The sequence below is a fragment of the Rheinheimera metallidurans genome, from assembly GCF_036983985.1.
Classification (GTDB): domain Bacteria; phylum Pseudomonadota; class Gammaproteobacteria; order Enterobacterales; family Alteromonadaceae; genus Alishewanella; species Alishewanella metallidurans.
The window spans coordinates 68,793-85,649 of record NZ_JALAHQ010000005.1 but is presented as its reverse complement, the minus strand read 5'-3'; the positions used below and the strand labels follow the sequence as shown (position 1 = coordinate 85,649).

14 protein-coding genes are annotated in these 16,857 nt (G+C 44.2%); 10 read left to right on the top strand and 4 right to left on the bottom strand.

The window, feature by feature from the left end; all coding sequences use genetic code 11:
- The first annotated feature begins 262 nt into the window (after nt 1-262).
- From MN199_RS13105 to MN199_RS13090, 4 genes are read left to right on the top strand one after another with little or no spacing between them, the layout of a single operon-like run.
- On the top strand, nt 263-2,068 hold the full coding sequence (locus MN199_RS13105; protein WP_335739731.1) for an assimilatory sulfite reductase (NADPH) flavoprotein subunit: 1,806 nt from the start codon (nt 263-265) through the stop codon (nt 2,066-2,068).
- On the top strand, nt 2,068-3,789 hold the full coding sequence (gene cysI / locus MN199_RS13100; RefSeq protein ID WP_335739730.1) for an assimilatory sulfite reductase (NADPH) hemoprotein subunit: 1,722 nt from the start codon (nt 2,068-2,070) through the stop codon (nt 3,787-3,789). Before MN199_RS13105 ends, cysI begins: the two co-directional genes overlap by 1 nt.
- On the top strand, nt 3,773-4,549 hold the full coding sequence (locus tag MN199_RS13095; protein WP_132586245.1) for a phosphoadenylyl-sulfate reductase: 777 nt from the start codon (nt 3,773-3,775) through the stop codon (nt 4,547-4,549). Before cysI ends, MN199_RS13095 begins: the two co-directional genes overlap by 17 nt.
- 44 nt (nt 4,550-4,593) lie before the next feature.
- A complete protein-coding gene (locus tag MN199_RS13090; protein ID WP_335739729.1) occupies nt 4,594-5,355 on the top strand; it encodes a substrate-binding periplasmic protein in 762 nt (253 codons plus the stop codon).
- Between the two features lie 17 nt (nt 5,356-5,372).
- Here the strand turns inward: MN199_RS13090 and MN199_RS13085 are convergent, their stop codons facing one another.
- Nucleotides 5,373-5,744, bottom strand: a complete 372-nt coding sequence (locus MN199_RS13085) for an META domain-containing protein (RefSeq protein ID WP_335739728.1) — start codon at nt 5,742-5,744, stop codon at nt 5,373-5,375.
- A gap of 199 nt (nt 5,745-5,943) precedes the next feature.
- Here MN199_RS13085 and ahpC point away from each other — a divergent pair, with 199 nt between their 5' ends.
- Both ahpC and ahpF read left to right on the top strand, forming a co-directional pair.
- Nucleotides 5,944-6,510, top strand: coding sequence for an alkyl hydroperoxide reductase subunit C (gene ahpC, locus MN199_RS13080; RefSeq protein ID WP_132586254.1), 567 nt, complete (start codon nt 5,944-5,946; stop codon nt 6,508-6,510).
- Between the two features lie 215 nt (nt 6,511-6,725).
- A complete protein-coding gene (gene ahpF, locus MN199_RS13075) occupies nt 6,726-8,270 on the top strand; it encodes an alkyl hydroperoxide reductase subunit F (protein ID WP_132586257.1) in 1,545 nt (514 codons plus the stop codon).
- Between the two features lie 83 nt (nt 8,271-8,353).
- Here ahpF and MN199_RS13070 read toward each other — a convergent pair whose 3' ends face one another.
- From MN199_RS13070 to MN199_RS13060, 3 genes are all read right to left on the bottom strand, one after another.
- Nucleotides 8,354-9,175 carry an SAM-dependent methyltransferase gene (locus MN199_RS13070; RefSeq protein ID WP_335739727.1) on the bottom strand — a complete coding sequence of 274 codons (822 nt, stop codon included), beginning with the start codon at nt 9,173-9,175 and terminating at the stop codon, nt 8,354-8,356.
- Nucleotides 9,168-10,712 carry a tetratricopeptide repeat-containing diguanylate cyclase gene (locus MN199_RS13065; RefSeq protein WP_335739726.1) on the bottom strand — a complete coding sequence of 515 codons (1,545 nt, stop codon included), beginning with the start codon at nt 10,710-10,712 and terminating at the stop codon, nt 9,168-9,170. Before MN199_RS13065 ends, MN199_RS13070 begins: the two co-directional genes overlap by 8 nt.
- Before the next feature lie 167 nt (nt 10,713-10,879).
- Nucleotides 10,880-11,086, bottom strand: a complete 207-nt coding sequence (locus MN199_RS13060; RefSeq protein ID WP_132586266.1) for a hypothetical protein — start codon at nt 11,084-11,086, stop codon at nt 10,880-10,882.
- 255 nt (nt 11,087-11,341) lie between these two features.
- Here MN199_RS13060 and cysG point away from each other — a divergent pair, with 255 nt between their 5' ends.
- From cysG to MN199_RS13040, 4 genes are read left to right on the top strand one after another with little or no spacing between them, the layout of a single operon-like run.
- On the top strand, nt 11,342-12,763 hold the full coding sequence (gene cysG, locus MN199_RS13055; protein ID WP_335739725.1) for a siroheme synthase CysG: 1,422 nt from the start codon (nt 11,342-11,344) through the stop codon (nt 12,761-12,763).
- A gap of 10 nt (nt 12,764-12,773) precedes the next feature.
- Entirely contained in the window at nt 12,774-13,685 is a 912-nt protein-coding gene (cysD, locus tag MN199_RS13050) for a sulfate adenylyltransferase subunit CysD (RefSeq protein ID WP_335739724.1), read from the top strand.
- Nucleotides 13,685-15,124, top strand: a complete 1,440-nt coding sequence (gene cysN / locus MN199_RS13045; RefSeq protein ID WP_335739723.1) for a sulfate adenylyltransferase subunit CysN — start codon at nt 13,685-13,687, stop codon at nt 15,122-15,124. Before cysD ends, cysN begins: the two co-directional genes overlap by 1 nt.
- A complete protein-coding gene (locus MN199_RS13040) occupies nt 15,124-16,845 on the top strand; it encodes an SLC13 family permease (RefSeq protein WP_132586278.1) in 1,722 nt (573 codons plus the stop codon). The genes cysN and MN199_RS13040 overlap by 1 nt, the downstream gene beginning before the upstream one ends.
- Nucleotides 16,846-16,857: the final 12 nt, after the last annotated feature.

Genomic DNA, 16,857 nt, shown 5'->3' with positions numbered 1-16,857 from the left:
ACAACCTTAGTATTACAAGCTTAATGCCAAAACTTAACTTACTGATATATATTAACTAAAGTAAAAATCCGTTAATAAGTATTGCTCTACCATGGGCTTTTTGACCACTTTTTAGTTGATTTATTACAAGCCACTGCCATTTTCGAAACTAGATTAAAGCACTTTTTAATTACTTTTTGGAATATAGAAGAGTTATCCATTCTTGTACATTTAAACGTATAGACGGCTAAAGTGATAAAAGAATAACAACACAGGGTGTTTTATGCTTTTATCGTCATTGGTTGCACAAGCCAGCCCGCTGTCTGAACAACAGATCAGCCAACTGCAAAATGTAGTAAGCCAGTTAAACCCGATACAACAAGCTTGGGTTAGTGGCTACCTGGCTGCGGGTGCCCAACTTGCAGGGCAACGTGTCATTTCGCCCGCGGCAGTTACCGCTAGCGCCAGCTTAACCATTTTATTTGGTTCACAAACGGGTAATGCTCGCCATCTTGCCGAGGCCCTAGCCGTAAAGGCAAAAGCCAAGGGTATTAACGCTAAAGTACTGGATATGGCAGATTACAAAACTAGCCAATTAAAACATGAACAGTATTTAATCATTGTTACCTCAACCTATGGTGAGGGCGAGCCGCCAGAAAGTGCGCAGGGCTTCTATAACTTTTTATTTAGCAAAAAAGTGCCTCAGCTGGCGGGATTAAAATATGCAGTATTAGGCTTAGGCGACACTAGCTATGAGTTTTTTTGTAAAACTGCCCAAGACTTTGATCAGCGGCTCACTGAGCTTGGTGCTACTTCAGTACAAAGCCGTGCCGATTTAGACGTTGATTATCAAGTGGAAGCCGACCACTGGGGCGCAGCTGTGGTTACTATACTTGAACCAGAACTTACTGCTAACACCACACCATCGGCACAAGTTATTGCTTGGCCGGGTACTGATACCACCGGCGTTGCTAGCCAGTACAGTAAGCAAAAGCCTTATGCTGCCGAGCTATATACACTACAAAAAATTACTGGCCGCCAATCCACTAAAGATGTGCGTCATATTGAAATTTCACTGGGCAATTCAGGCTTAAGTTATCAGCCAGGTGATGCACTGGGTTTGTACTTTTTAAACGAGCCGCAATTAGTGCGTGAGCTACTGCTGTTAACGGCTATTTCGCCGGACACACCCGTAAACTTAGGCAGTGTTAGCCTAACGGTACAACAGGCATTAACCGAGCAATTAGAGCTTACGCAGTCTTATCCCGCCTTTGTCGAAAAGTATGCTCGCGCCAGCAATAATCTAGCATTAAGCGCATTGGCTAGCGATAAAGCCGCGCTACGCGCCTACATTAACGAGCGACAAATCCTTGATATTGTACGCGAGCACCCGGCACTGATCAGTGCTCAACAGCTAGTCAACGCACTACGTAAGCAACAACCCCGCCTCTATTCTATTGCTTCATCACAGGCTGAAGTAGCTGATGAAGTGCATTTAACTGTGGGTGTGGTGCGTTATAACGCTTTTGGTAACACGCATTTAGGCGGTGCTTCTGGTTTTCTAGCAGAGCGTTTAGCCGAGGGCGACAAAGTAAAAGTTTTTATTGAGCAGAATAATAATTTTCGCTTACCTGAGAATGACGATACCGCCATTATTATGATTGGCCCCGGTACGGGTATTGCGCCATTTCGTGCATTTTTACAAGAACGGGAAGCTCGCGCTGCCAGCGGCAAAAATTGGCTGTTCTTTGGTAACCCACATTTTACCCAAGATTTTTTATACCAACTAGAACTACAAAATTACTTAAAAAGTGGCCTATTAACCAAGCTAGACCTGGCATTTAGCCGTGATCAGGCAGAAAAAATCTATGTGCAAGATAAGCTATACCAGAACAGCCGCGAGATTTGGCAATGGCTAGAGCAAGGTGCGCATTTGTATATTTGCGGCGACGCCAACCGGATGGCAAAAGATGTGCAACAAACGCTGCTAACCATAATTCAGCAGGTTGGTAGTAAAACAGCAGAACAAGCAGAGCAGTATTTAGAGCAGCTGCGTATAGAAAAACGTTATCAAAAGGACATTTACTAATGAGCCAATATCCCATTAATCCTGATTTAGTGGCACCGGGTGCATTGTCGGGTAACGAGCAATTAAAAGCTAACAGCCAACATTTACGAGGCACCATTAGCGATGACTTAACCAACCCCGTTACCGGCGGTTTTGTTGGCGACAACTTTATGCTGATCCGCTTTCACGGTATGTATCAGCAAGACGATCGTGATATTCGTGTGGAGCGTACCGCGCAAAAGCTGGAACCACTGCATAACGTAATGCTGCGCGCACGTTTACCCGGCGGCATTATTACCACTAAGCAGTGGCTGGCACTGGAAAAATTTGCTACAGCCAATACGTTATATGGCAGCGTGCGCTTAACTACGCGGCAAACCTTTCAACTGCATGGCGTACTAAAACCTAACATTAAACCCACGCACCAGTTTTTACACAGTATCGGCATTGATAGCATTGCTACCGCGGGTGATGTTAACCGCAACGTGCTTTGTACGCCCAATCCTGTAGAGTCAGAATTGCACCAGCAGGCGTATGAGTGGGCAGCAAAAATTAGTGAGCATTTACTGCCCAAAACACGTGCCTACGCCGAAATTTGGCTAGATGAAGAAAAAATAGAAACGACCGACATAGAACCTGTTTTAGGTGATACCTATTTACCGCGTAAGTTTAAAACCGCGGTGGTAATACCGCCGAATAACGACATTGATCTACACGCTAATGATTTAAGCTTTGTTGCGGTGGCCGAGCATGGCCAATTAATTGGCTTTAATGTACTCGTTGGCGGAGGTTTAGCCATGACTTGGGGCGATAACGCTACCTACCCACGTCTAGCCGACGAGTTAGGTTATATACCGCTAGAGCACACCTTAAAAGTGGCAGAACATGTAGTTACTGTGCAGCGTGACTACGGTAATCGCTCAAACCGTAAAAATGCAAAAACTAAGTACACTATAGATCGCATTGGTCTTGACGTATTTCGTGCTGAAGTAGAAGCGCGCACTAACCTTAGCTTTGCGCCAATTAAGCCTTATCGCTTTACCAGCCGAGGTGATCGCATTGGTTGGGTAGACGGCATTGATGGCAAACAACATTTAACCTTGTTTATTGAAAATGGCCGAGTGTTAGACTTCCCTGACAAACCGTTAAAAACTGGCTTAGCAAAAATTGCTGCAATTCATCAAGGTGACTTTCGCATAACCGCAAACCAAAACCTGATTATTGCCGGAGTAGTACCAAGCCAAAAAGCAGAAATTGACACCATTGCCCGTGCCCACGGTTTAATTGACGATAGCCATAGTAAACTGCGTAAAAACTCAATGGCATGTGTTGCTTTGCCCACCTGCCCATTGGCAATGGCGGAAGCCGAGCGTTATTTACCGGATTTAGTAACTAAAGTTGAAGCCTTGCTCATTAAGCATAATATTGCTGATGAGCATATTATATTGCGCGTTACCGGCTGCCCCAATAGCTGTGGCCGAACTATGCTGGCCGAAGTGGCGTTAGTGGGCCGCGCGCCAGGCAAATATAATCTTTATTTAGGCGGCAACCGCGAGGGCACTCGTATTCCACGTTTATTCTTGGATAACGTGGCTGAAACCGATATTCTGAGTACGCTAGACCGCCTTATCGGCCTCTGGGCCACTGAGCGCAGCAACAGTAACGAAGGCTTTGGTGACTTTGTGATAAGGGCTGGCGTAGTTACGCCGGTAGTGGTGCCCAAAGATGACTTTCACAGCTAAACAGGCCATAAATCTGGTGAATAACAGTAAATTTCGTACTATCTTGGCGCAAGACGCCGACATACAACAGCAATGGTTAGAACAAGCTAACCAGCTGCTTGCGCCACTAACGGCAGCTCAGCGGGTACGTTGGGCGTTAGATAACTTGCCGCAAAAGCCAATGCTTAGTTCAAGTTTTGGTATCCAGGCTGCGGTAATGCTGCATTTAGTTACCCAACAGCAGCCTAATATTCCAGTAGTACTAGCCGATACCGGCTATCTTTTTGCGGAAACCTATCAGTTTATTGAGCAATTAACCGCACAATTAAAGCTAAATTTAAAGGTATACCGCGCCAAGCTAACGCCGGCATGGCAAGAGGCGCATTATGGCCGGTTATGGCAAACCCCTGAAGGTCTTAAACGTTATAACCAGATTAACAAAGTAGAACCCATGCAGCGTGCGTTAGACGAATTGCAGGTTGGCTGTTGGTATACCGGCTTGCGTCGCAGCCAAAGTGGTAGCCGTAGCGATAAAATGATCATTGAAATAAGCCGTGGCGTAGTAAAAGTTCAGCCAATTATTGACTGGAGCAACAAGGATATATTTTATTACCTAAAACAGCATGGCTTAAGTTATCATCCGCTATGGGAACAAGGCTATGTTTCAGTGGGTGATACCCATTCCACGCGAAAATTAGAGTTGGGCATGAGTGAAGAAGATACACGCTTTAATGGTTTTGGTCGCGAGTGCGGCTTACATATAGACGGTGATGGCATTTGAAGTAAAGCCATATTAACTTGGCAAAAACGATCACGAAGGGTGCAATGAAAACTATTCTAGCGGCATTATCAATGTTAGTCATTGCATCACCCTTTGCTACTCTAGCAGACGAACCCCTTACTTTTTATACCGAACATTTTCCGCCCTATAATTATGCCGACAATACCGGTGTAACAGGCCTAAACACAGAACTGTTGAGCTTAGCGTGTAAAAAGGCCGAGCTAGTGTGTAACTTCGAGCTTTACCCTTGGCTACGCGCCTATGAAAATGCCAGCAAAAACTCACAGGGTGGGTTATTTTCCACCTCGCGAAATATACACCGCGAGCGTTCATTTAAATGGGTTGGGCCATTAGCTCACTCAACGGCCAATATGTATCGCTTAAAAAGCCGGCCCGAAGTTAATCCACACACTTTAGAAGAGGCAAAACAATTCGTCGTAGGCGTTGCAAGTGGTGATATATACGAACAATACTTGCTGGACCAGGGTTTTTCTTATAGCGAGAATTTATTAAGACTTGCGGCTAAAGCCAGCGCAGTAAAGCTGTTTTTGCAAAGTAAAGTAGACCTACTTATTGCCTCTGAATTAATTTTGCCCATTTGGTTTGCCGGCCACGATGTTAACGTTAACGCGGTCGAACCCGTGCTAGATCTATCCGGAATAGATGCAAACTATTTAGCGCTAAACCCCGCCGTACCAGATGCTGTAGTAAAAAAGCTGCAACTGGCGCTTGAAGAGATAAAAGCCGGCGAGCAATATAAACGGCTAAAAGAAAAATACATGCACCCGCCGGCCATAACAGAATAAGCTGCTGCCTAACTAAATTAACGTGCGCTAAACTGATACACCGTATCATCTTTGCTTAAGGTCAGTATTTTGCCATCTATGGTTACTTTAGGCCGATTTTGTAAAAACTGGCTAAACTGTTGTTCACGCTGCATTGCTGCTGGCTCACAAGCCATCATGGTGCTAGCCAGTTGAGAAACCACTAACTCGCCCTTATCAATAGTGTAATCACCCATAGCATTGTTACAGCCAGTAAAGCCAGATAACCGACTTTCTTCTAGCTGCAGAGTAAAAGGTTTTTCGTTGTTTTCGGCAGTTAATTGCTGATACTGCCCTTGTGGCACTTCGGCCTGCTGACAAGCAGTAAGTACAGTTAATAAGCAAAGCGGTACAAGATATTTTACTGACATATTAAGCTCCAAAAGGCTAAAAACGGTAGATAGTGTGGCACACGCCTACCAAATGCCAGCTGAACAATGTTGAGACTTGTTTGTTATCAATTAAAACGATTAAACCAATTTGTTTTATTCGTTTTGACAATTAAGATGGGCGCGGTAACATAGCTCCTGTCGAAACATGATGTGTGAACTAACCTAAAGGAGTAAGACTATGTCTTCTATTATTAATACTAAAATTAAGCCGTTTAAAGCTACTGCATTTCACGAAGGTAAATTCGTACCCGTTTCTGAGCAGGATTTAGCCGGTAAATGGTCTGTTGTGGTATTTTACCCAGCTGACTTTACGTTTGTATGCCCTACAGAATTAGGCGACTTAGCTGATTTCTACCCTAAGTTCCAAGAAATTGGTGTTGAAGTGTACTCAGTATCTACTGATACTCACTTTACTCACAAAGCGTGGCATGACGCGTCTGACACTATCAAAAAAATCAATTACCCAATGATTGGCGACCCAACTGGCGCTATCACACGTAACTTCGGTGTAATGATTGAAGAAGAAGGTTTAGCTCTGCGTGGTACTTTCGTAATTAACCCGCAAGGCGAAATTAAAGTTGCTGAAATTCATGACCTAGGCATTGGCCGCAGCGCAGCTGAACTGTTCCGTAAAGTTCAAGCCGCTCAGTATGTTGCTAATCACGACGGTGAAGTGTGCCCAGCTAAATGGACTCCAGGTGAAGCAACATTAGCACCATCTCTGGACCTAGTTGGTAAGATCTAAGCTACACCCTGCCCTGCAGTTTACTGCAGGGCAACTTAACTACCGTGCTTGTTAACGGCCAGTAGTTAAGTTTCGCTCTACCAACCCCTAAGGTTGGCTACACGGCAGGTATTTCGCTGCCAATATAACCAAATAGTTATTAAACAGTCTGCTATTGCTGGCTGCGGCTTTGTCACGCTTAAATTTATGTCGTCCTTAATTTTTCCGGAGTTTTTATGTTAGATACTAACCTGAAGCAAACACTTAAAACCTATCTACAAAACTTGAAAACACAGGTTGAACTGGTGGTATCTTTAGACGATAGCGCCAAAGCAACTGAAGTACACACCTTAGCAACTGAAATTGCTGAGTTATCAGATTTAGTGTCATTGCGTCGCGATGATACTGCTATGGCACGCAAGCCAGCTATGTTGGTGCGTTCGGTAGCAAACAACACCCACATCACCTTTGCCGGTGTACCACTGGGGCATGAATTTACCTCATTAGTGTTAGCACTGCTGCACTCTGGCGGCCACCCAATTAAAGTAGAAGCCGATGTTATTGAGCAAATTCGCCAGCTGCCAGGCAACTTCGCGTTTGAGACCTATGTATCACTAAGTTGCCAAACCTGCCCTGAAGTAGTGCAAGCACTAAACATCATGTCGGCCATTAACCCTAACATTACTAACGTAATGATCGACGGTGCAATGTTCCAGCAAGAAGTAGCTGATAAAAACATTATGGCCGTACCTTCGGTTTACCTAAATGGTGAGCTATTTTCGCAAGGTGCCATTACGCTAGAAAAAATTATTCAAAAACTTGATGTTAATGCAGAAAAACGTCAAGCCGAAGCGCTGAAAAACAAAGCAGACTTTGATGTATTAGTGGTTGGTGGCGGCCCAGCAGGTGCAGCAGCCTCTATTTACGCTGCACGTAAAGGCTTAAACACCGGCATTGTGGCTGAGCGTTTTGGCGGCCAAGTCGCAGATACCGTAGGTATCGAAAACTTTATTTCGGTAAAATATACCGAAGGTCCAAAGTTAGTTAATAGCTTAGAAGCGCACGTACGTGAGTACAACGTAGATATTATGAACAATCAACGCGCAGTAAAACTAAGCAAAGATGGCAAGGTACAGCTAGAGCTGCAAAATGGCGCGGTACTTAAAAGTAAAACCATTATTTTAAGCCCAGGTGCACGCTGGAGAGAAATGAACGTACCCGGCGAGCAAGAGTATCGTGGCAAGGGCGTGGCTTACTGCCCGCATTGTGACGGCCCGCTGTTTAAAGGCAAAAAAGTCGCGGTAATTGGCGGTGGTAACTCAGGTATTGAAGCCGCAATTGACCTAGCCGGCATTGTTGAACACGTTACCGTATTAGAATTTGCTGCCGAACTGCGTGCCGATGCGGTACTAGTTAAAAAAGCCAATTCAATGGGCAACATTACCATTATTACCGAAGCGCAAAGTACCGAAGTAACCGGTGATGGCAGCCGCGTAACCGGCATTAACTATACCGACCGTAAAACGGGTAATGCACACCATGTAGAACTAGCCGGTATTTTTGTACAAATTGGTTTAGTGCCAAATACCGAATGGTTACGTGGCGCAATAGAGCTGTCATCTCGTGGTGAAATTATTATTGACGAGCGCGGCCAAACCTCAATGCCAGGCGTATTTGCCGCTGGTGATGCTACTACCGCACCATTTAAGCAAATTATTATTGCTATGGGTTCAGGCGCCACCGCCGCATTAGGTGCCTTTGACTATATGATCCGTAACTAATTGCTAAACCACTAAGCAATTTGCAAAAACGCTTTCATTCCCCCACTCGTAGAGTGTTACGGCAACTTCGGTTGCCGTTTTTTTTATTGCTGGCGTAGCGCATGCTCAGACGGTACGCCTAATAAATCTAACATCTGAATATTGATCTGTTTCTTCTGTAGCGGGGGAATAACTAAGGTGGTGATCTGGTTTAGTTTAGCCTGCACCAATTGGGATAATGGCAGCGTCTCAGCACGGTGCTGCCAAATGGGTAAATCAGCGGCTTCATATAATATCACCTGATGCTCAGCCGGATACCAACGCTGCAAATGCTGTGCAAGCACAGCGATATAGTGGCTGTTAGCGTTAAGATTACATAAACTAAAATCGCCAGCTATAGCGACTTGCCACAAAATAACATAGCCTGAAACATCGAGCGTACGCTGATAAAACAAAAATTGGCTGGCTTCAAACTGCTGACAACCTTCAGCTATAGGGTCTATACCTAAATCGGCATATAAACAGGCATCCGCTGCAATACCCGCTTCCATTTTGGCAGAATAACCCAGTATTTTTAACTGACGTATTGTTTCATGTGGTGGCCAGCTTGCTACACCTGGGTGGCCATAACAAGCCCACACCACATTTTTACCGGCTTGTACTGCGTTAATTACCGCGTCGATCATGGCCTGATAACTCAGGCTTCGTGGCTGACCATCCTGGTAAAACTGTTGCAAATCGACTAAGTTAACGTTTATTTGCTGCAAAAACTTAGTAAGGTAATGAGTATTGCTATGAAAAAATACTATATCGGCAGCTACCAACTGATTACGCGCTAACTCGGTTAACTGACTACCCAAGGTAATACCCAAACCCAGACAAATAAGCCGGCCATATTTTATGTTATTACCATTTAATTCAGGCATTGGCCGTTGCACTATGACTGCAATTACGCCCAGCGGCTTTAGCTTGGTATAGCGCGGCATCAGCCTGTTGCAGTAAGGTATCAAAATTTGCGCTATCGCCACTAGCAATACCAAAACTGGCCGTCACGCTAATATTTTGCTCATTAACGACTACTGCACTATCAGCAATACTCTGACGGCACTGCTCGGCTAATTTAATGGCATCAGCCAAACGACAACCGGGTAAGAACATAGCAAATTCTTCGCCACCAATTCGTGCCAAAATATCCTGCTTACGTATATGCACAGAGCAGCGCGCAGCTATTTCGGTTAGCACAATATCGCCAGTACTGTGGCCATACTGATCATTAATCTGTTTAAACAAATCGATATCAAACACGATAAGGCTATATTCTTCCTGCTGTCGCCGGTTATTTAATTGTCGGCTAACGGCTTCGCTAAAATAACGCCTATTGTACAGTTTGGTGAGAAAATCCGTGGTGGCCAACCGACTTAATAAAGCACGTTTGTTGTTTAATACATAAATAACGCATAACAACAGCAATGTAACGGCAATCGTTATTAGCAGAGCGTTAAATTTTTGGTCTTTTTGCAGTTGGCTTTCTAGCTTTAATAAATTATTTTGGCTTTTTAGCAGTGCCAGTTTATTTTCGCTTTCCATAAAGTCAGCCTGCGCCATATGGTAAGCCACACTGCGCTGCTTAAAATCGCCGATAAAAGCATTTAATGCGGCTATATGCTGCTTATAAGCAATAACCGCAGCGTGCATATCACCTTTTTTCTCATATAACCGCGCTAACAATAACATCGATTTATTCGCCGTTTGGTTATCATTTAATTGTTTAGACTGTTGGTAGACCTGCTCTAAATTCACCTCAGCCGCACTAAGCTGATTGAGGTTAAGCTCAGCATATCCTAAATAATATCTCGTCAGAATTATGGTGTATAAATAACCAATTTCGTTTAACTTTGGTAAGGATGCTTGCATGTTTTTTTTAACACGCTCAGGTGCACTGTTTACATCAACATCTGCGGTGAAAATGTCTACCGTATATTTCATCAAAGGTTCTTGTGCCTGTTCGCATGCAAGAGACGCTTTGTTTGCTAATTCTTGCGGATACGCGCCGACCAACTGCGTTAATGCTTGTAATTTTTGTGTGTAACTTATACAAAATCCTCTAGGAGAATCAGCATACTCAGCAATCATATCAGCAAACTCAATGGCTTTTTCATAGGCATTGACGCTGCTATGAAGCTGCGCTGCTACAGTATAGACATTAACAAGTAGCATTCTATCGGTTACTATACGAGCATGTTTCAGTGCCTCATTTAATGATAAATAAGCCTCTTTATAGTTTTTCTTATGCTCAAACACTGTTGCAAGCAGTAAATAAGCCTTCACTCTAATGACTGCAGACTGGCTTTTAATTATTGTCTGAGCTAACGCAATGGCGTCATCTTGCTGGCCTTTGAATCCAAGCATATACGCTTTGATAAAAATAAAATGATCACGTTGCTCAGAAGGCAGCTGTTTCAATATTGGCTCAAGCTGTTCAAGTATATGAAGCGTGGTTTCTGGGGACTTTGTTCTTAATGTTTCAGCCTCAGTTAACTGAGATTGAATAGATTCTAGGTCAAAAGCAAAAGCTGGAGCATTGCAAAACAATACTCCTAGTAGATAAAAAATATAGAACAATCTAGACACTATTTAACAGGAAACATATAAGGTACAACATTTACTGCATTACCCGTTAGTTTCTCTACTTGCGCTTTATCACCCGATAACACCGCTTCAATTTCATGGCTTTGTAAGCCGTAGTTTTTTAGTGTATTGGCAGGTGAAGCAGAATACTCTTGCAGTAACTTAGGGTTAGTTGCTAATTCAGCAATAAATTTACTTAAATCTGACATGAAAACTCCTTATTAATGAGGCGGGTTTATCCATTATTTCGCCACCAGCACAGTGGCTGTAGCCGGTTAATCTAAAGCAAATACAGCATGCTGACAACCTTTCGTTTTAACCCTCGCTTTAGCGCAAATTTTCGCATATCAATAGCGCCTTTAATTCCATTTAGCTATATATGAGCATAATTCGCTATTTCATAAAAGACGTTCAGATGGCTAAAGTGACTTGGTACTATAAGTCATCTGTAGGCAGGAGCCAACGTGCAGTATTTACCTATTTTTGTTCAGTTAACCGGCCAACCAGTGCTGATTGTTGGTGGCGGTTCGGTAGCGCTGCGTAAAGCTAACACGCTGTTAAGTGCTGGCGCTAAGCTTAGCGTAGTCGCACCAGAATTTGCTGCCGAATTTATTACTTGGCAACAACAAGGCAAAGCAGAGCTAATTAATAGCTATTTTGTGCCTGCATTATTAGATAACAAACTATTAGTTATTGCTGCAACCAATAGCGACACCGTTAATGCTGCTGTATTTAAAGCCGCAACCGCGCGTAATATGTTGGTTAATACCGTAGATGACCAAGCCAAGTGTGGTTTTATTTTTCCGGCTATTATTGACCGCAGCCCAATACTGATCGCTATTTCTAGTTTTGGTACGGCACCCGTGTTAGCACGGCGTTTGCGTGAAAAACTTGAGGCTTTACTGCCGCAGCACTTAGGGCCGTTAGCAACCTTGGTCGGCAGTTTTCGCAACAAAGTAAAAGCTAAAATTAGTAGCTTTGCGGGTCGCCGCCAATTTTGGGAAGGGGTATTTAACTCTGACGTAGTACGCAAGGTGCAAGCTAATCAACTCGATGCGGCGAAACAACATTTAGAACAATTATTAACCGCACCGCAAAAACACAGTGGTGAAGTCTATATTGTTGGCGCAGGCCCAGGCGACCCTGAGTTACTAACCCTTAAAGCACTCCAATTGATGCAACAAGCCGACGTGGTGGTATATGACAACTTAGTATCTGCTGAAGTGTTGACTTTAGTGCGCCGCGATGCCGAGCAAATTTGCGTAGGTAAAAAAGCCGGAGCGCATTCAGTAACGCAACAAGATACTAATCAACTGCTAATAGATTTAGCGTTAGCGGGTAAAAAGGTATGCCGCTTAAAAGGTGGCGACCCGTTTATATTTGGCCGCGGCGGCGAAGAAATTCAAGCATTAGTGCCGCACAATATTGCCTTTCAAGTAGTGCCGGGTATTACCGCGGCAGCTGGCTGTGCCGCTTATGCCGGTATACCGTTAACTCATCGCGACCACGCGCAAAGTGTGCAGTTTGTTACCGGGCATTGCCAACATGATGGTAGCGAACCAAATTGGTTTAGTATGAGCAATACTAACCAGACTCTGGTAATTTATATGGGTTTAATGAAGGCCGCTTATGTTCAACAACAACTAATTAAAGCAGGTCGTAGTGCTGAAACACCCGTGGCTATTATTGAAAACGGTACTCGTCGTGAGCAACGCATTGTAACGGGCAAGTTGTATAATTTAGCTGAGCTAGTAATGCAGCATCAAATAAGCTCACCGGCGCTATTGGTTATTGGTGATGTGGTTAGTTTGCAACAAGATTTACATTGGTTTGGCCTGCGCCCGCAAGCTGCGGTATTTAGTCAAAACCTTACACAGATGGCCTAAGGATTAACAGATGTCGGAACTTACCAGCGCTCTAACCCACTTGCAGCAGCTTGAAGCAGAGAGTATTTATATTTTTCGTGAAGTGGCGGCCGAATTTAAACAGCCAGTAATGTTGTATTCAATAGGTAAAGACTCATCGGTATTACTGCACTTAGCACGAAAGGCGTTTGCGCCGGGTAAAATACCCTTTCCGCTGCTGCATGTTGATACCACCTGGAAATTTCGCGAAATGATCGAGTTTCGTGATCGCTTAGCAAAAGCCTATAACTTTAAATTGCTGGTACATAAAAACCCAGAAGGCTTAGCCATGAATATTAACCCGTTTATTCATGGCAGCGCTAAGCACACCGACATTATGAAAACCGAAGGCTTAAAGCAGGCGCTAAACCAATACGGTTTTGATGCGGCTTTTGGTGGTGCTAGGCGTGATGAAGAAAAATCGCGAGCAAAAGAGCGGGTGTATTCATTTCGTGATAAACACCACCGCTGGGATCCAAAAAACCAGCGCCCCGAGTTATGGAATTTGTATAACGGCGCGATTAATGACCAAGAAAGCATTCGCGTATTTCCATTATCAAACTGGACCGAACTGGATATCTGGCTCTATATCTTGCAAGAAAATATCGACATAGTGCCGCTGTATTTAGCCAAACAGCGGCCAGTAGTAGAGCGTAATGGCAGCCTTATTATGGTTGACGACGAGCGCATGCCGCTAGAACCGGGTGAAACGCCGCAACTTAAATCTGTACGTTTTCGCACACTGGGTTGTTATCCCCTGACTGGGGCTATTGAATCAACGGCTAACACACTAGAAGCGATAGTAGAAGAAATGCTCCGCGCCCGCACCTCAGAACGGCAAGGTAGGGTTATTGATCAAGATCAGTCCGGTATGGAATTAAAAAAGCGCGAGGGTTATTTCTAATGTCATCGGTAAAGGTTACCTCATTAAATGAGCAGCTAAATACGCTAGGTATTCGCGATTATTTGCAACAGCATCAAAGCAAAGGCTTACTGCGAGTACTTACCTGCGGTAGTGTCGATGATGGCAAAAGCACGCTTATCGGCCGATTATTGCATGACAGCCAACAGCTATATGACGACCAATTAGACGCATTAAAGCGCGACCATAAAGGCCGTAACGGTGAGGGCGAGTTAGAGCTAGCCATGTTAGTCGACGGCCTTCAGGCTGAACGCGAACAAGGTATTACTATCGACGTGGCTTATCGGTATTTCTCAACCACCAAGCGTAAATTTATTTTGGCCGACACACCAGGCCACGAACAATACACGCGCAATATGGCTACCGGCGCATCCACCTCTGATGTGGCAATATTACTGATTGATGCGCGCTATGGTGTGCAAACCCAAACTCGGCGCCATAGTTTTATTTGTGCGCTCTTAGGTATTAAACACCTCGTTGTTGCCGTAAATAAAATGGATATCATTGGTTATAGCGAACCGGCTTATCAGGCTATTAAGTTGGAAATACAGGCACTAATGGCGCAGTTACAAGTGCCAACGGTAGACATAGTGCCAATTAGCGCCTTAAAGGGTGAAAATATTTTAACGCTTTCAGCCAATATGCCTTGGTATACCGGCACAGCATTATTACCACTGCTAGAAACCCTATCTATACCGAAGTATGGTGGCAGCGCTACTCGCTTTCCGGTGCAGTATGTTAACCGCCCCGATCTTAACTTTCGTGGCTTTGCTGGCAGCGTAGTCAGTGGCCGTTTAGCCGTAGGCCAAGCCATTACCGCTTACCCATCTGGTAAAAAAACCACGATTAAGCAAATAGTAACCTTTGCCGGCGAGCAAGCTTCAGCCAGCGCGGGGCAAGCCGTTACTATAACGCTAAATGATGAAATTGACGTTAGCCGTGGTGACTGGTTAGTGCCCTCTGAAGAGACCGTAACCCTAACCAATCGTGCACTGGCTTATTTAGTCTGGTTTAATGAACAGCCACTACAAACTGGCCGCTTATATGATATAAAACTGGCAACCCGAAAAACCAGCGCCAGCATTAACAGGTTGAACTATAAAGTTAATATTAACACTTTAGCACAGGAAGCAGCCGAACAAGTAAGCATTAACGATATTGCGCTAGTAGAACTAGAGTTAACCGAAACACTGCCGCTAGATACCTTTAAAAACCAACCTAGCACGGGCAATTTTATCTTAATTGACCGCTTAACCAATGCCACAGTAGCGGCAGGCTTAATTCAGAATATTTTAGCCGAAGAAAAAGCCAGCGGGACAGATATCAGTGCCTTTGAGTTAGAACTGAATGCACTTGTTCGCAAACATTTTCCGCATTGGGAAGCGCGAGATGTGCGTGAATTATTTAAGGCTGATAAATAATGCTGTATCAGCAGTATGGTGTTATCACGCTATTATTGGTGTTAGTAGCTGCGCTAATTTTCAGTAAACGCTCGCCAGCGCTGTGGTTTGGTGGCGCCTTGCTATTAAGTTATTTAGCCGGCTGGCTAACATTAGATGCGGCGCTGCAAAACTTTGCTAACCCGTCGCTAATTACTTTGCTATTACTGCTATCAGTGTCAATTGCGATTGAAAAATCGCAATTGGTTAGCTGGCTAAGTCGTGGCTTTCAAGGCCAGCGTTTAACTAGCGTTATCGCCCGCTTAAGTTTATCTAGCGCACTAATGTCGGCTTTTATTAATAATACTGCGGTAGTAGCAACACTAATGTCGTCACTACGGCATCATAACCACTTTGCCGCCTCTAAGTTGCTATTACCGCTATCATACAGTGCCATCTTAGGCGGTATGCTAACACTAATCGGCACCTCTACTAACCTTATTGTTAACGGCTTTGTTGAACAAGCGGGCGAGCCTGTATTAGGCTTTTTTGACTTTACTCTGCTGGGTATTTTGGTACTAGTAGCTGGCGTTATTGTATTAATGATAGGCAGCCATTGGCTGCCGGATAACCGCGAACAAACCAACGATAGCACACCTTATTACCTTACTGCGCATGTGCGCAGTGACAGCCAACTTATTGGTAAAAGTGTCGAACAAAATCAGCTGCGTGAGCTGCAATCGTTATTTTTAGCCGAAATTCAACGTGGTGCAGAACGTATCTGCCCAGTAACACCAGAAACGGTTATCCAAGCTGCTGACGAATTACGTTTTGTTGGCGATATTGCCGCAGTATCACGCTTACAGCAGTTTCCCGGTTTAGAGCTGTTACGCCAAAATCAACAACAAGGTGAGTTATTAGAAGCCGTACTAAGTTACAGTTCACGTTTAGTGGGTAAAAGTTTAAAACAAATTCGCTTTCGTCATCAATACGATGCGGTGGTAATTGCTGTGCGCCGTGGCCATGAACGCTTACAAGGTGGCTTAGGTGATTTAGTGCTGCACGCAGGCGATGTGCTTATTTTATCTGTTGGCGATCATTTCCCAGGGCAGCATCAATTAAACCAAGAGTTTATTTACGTTAATGGCTTATCTATTAGCACGCCATTACCTAAAACGCGCAGCAACTGGGTACTGCTTAGTTTTCTAGCTGCACTCACTTTATCTATTATTGGCGTTGTACCACTGATTAAAAGTTTACCCGTGTTATTACTTGCCTACGTTGCTGGGCGAGCAATAAGCATAAAAGAGCTAAAAAACCGTTTTCCATTAGAGCTATGGATTATTGTTGGCTCGGCTATTGGCTTAGCACAGTTAATGATTAAAACCGGTGTCGCCAGCGCTACCGCAAATATACTAATCCAATGGGTTGATGGCAGCGGAGCCTATGGTGCGCTAATCGCAGTATTTGTTGTCACCTGGCTATTTACCGAATTAGTAACTAATAATGCCGCTGCAGCATTAACGTTTCCGATTGCCTATGCCATTGCCCAAAACTTAGGAGTTGATCCGGTGCCATTTTTTATGGCGGTTGCTTTTGGGGCTTCTGCCAGCTTTATTTCACCCTTTGGTTATCAAACCAATTTAATGGTGTACTCGGCAGGTAATTATCAGTTACGCGACTATATTCGTCTTGGCGTACCCATGGTACTGGCGTACAGTGCCGTAGTGCTGTTATTTCTACCGTTAATTTATCCCTTTTAACCGGCTAAAAGC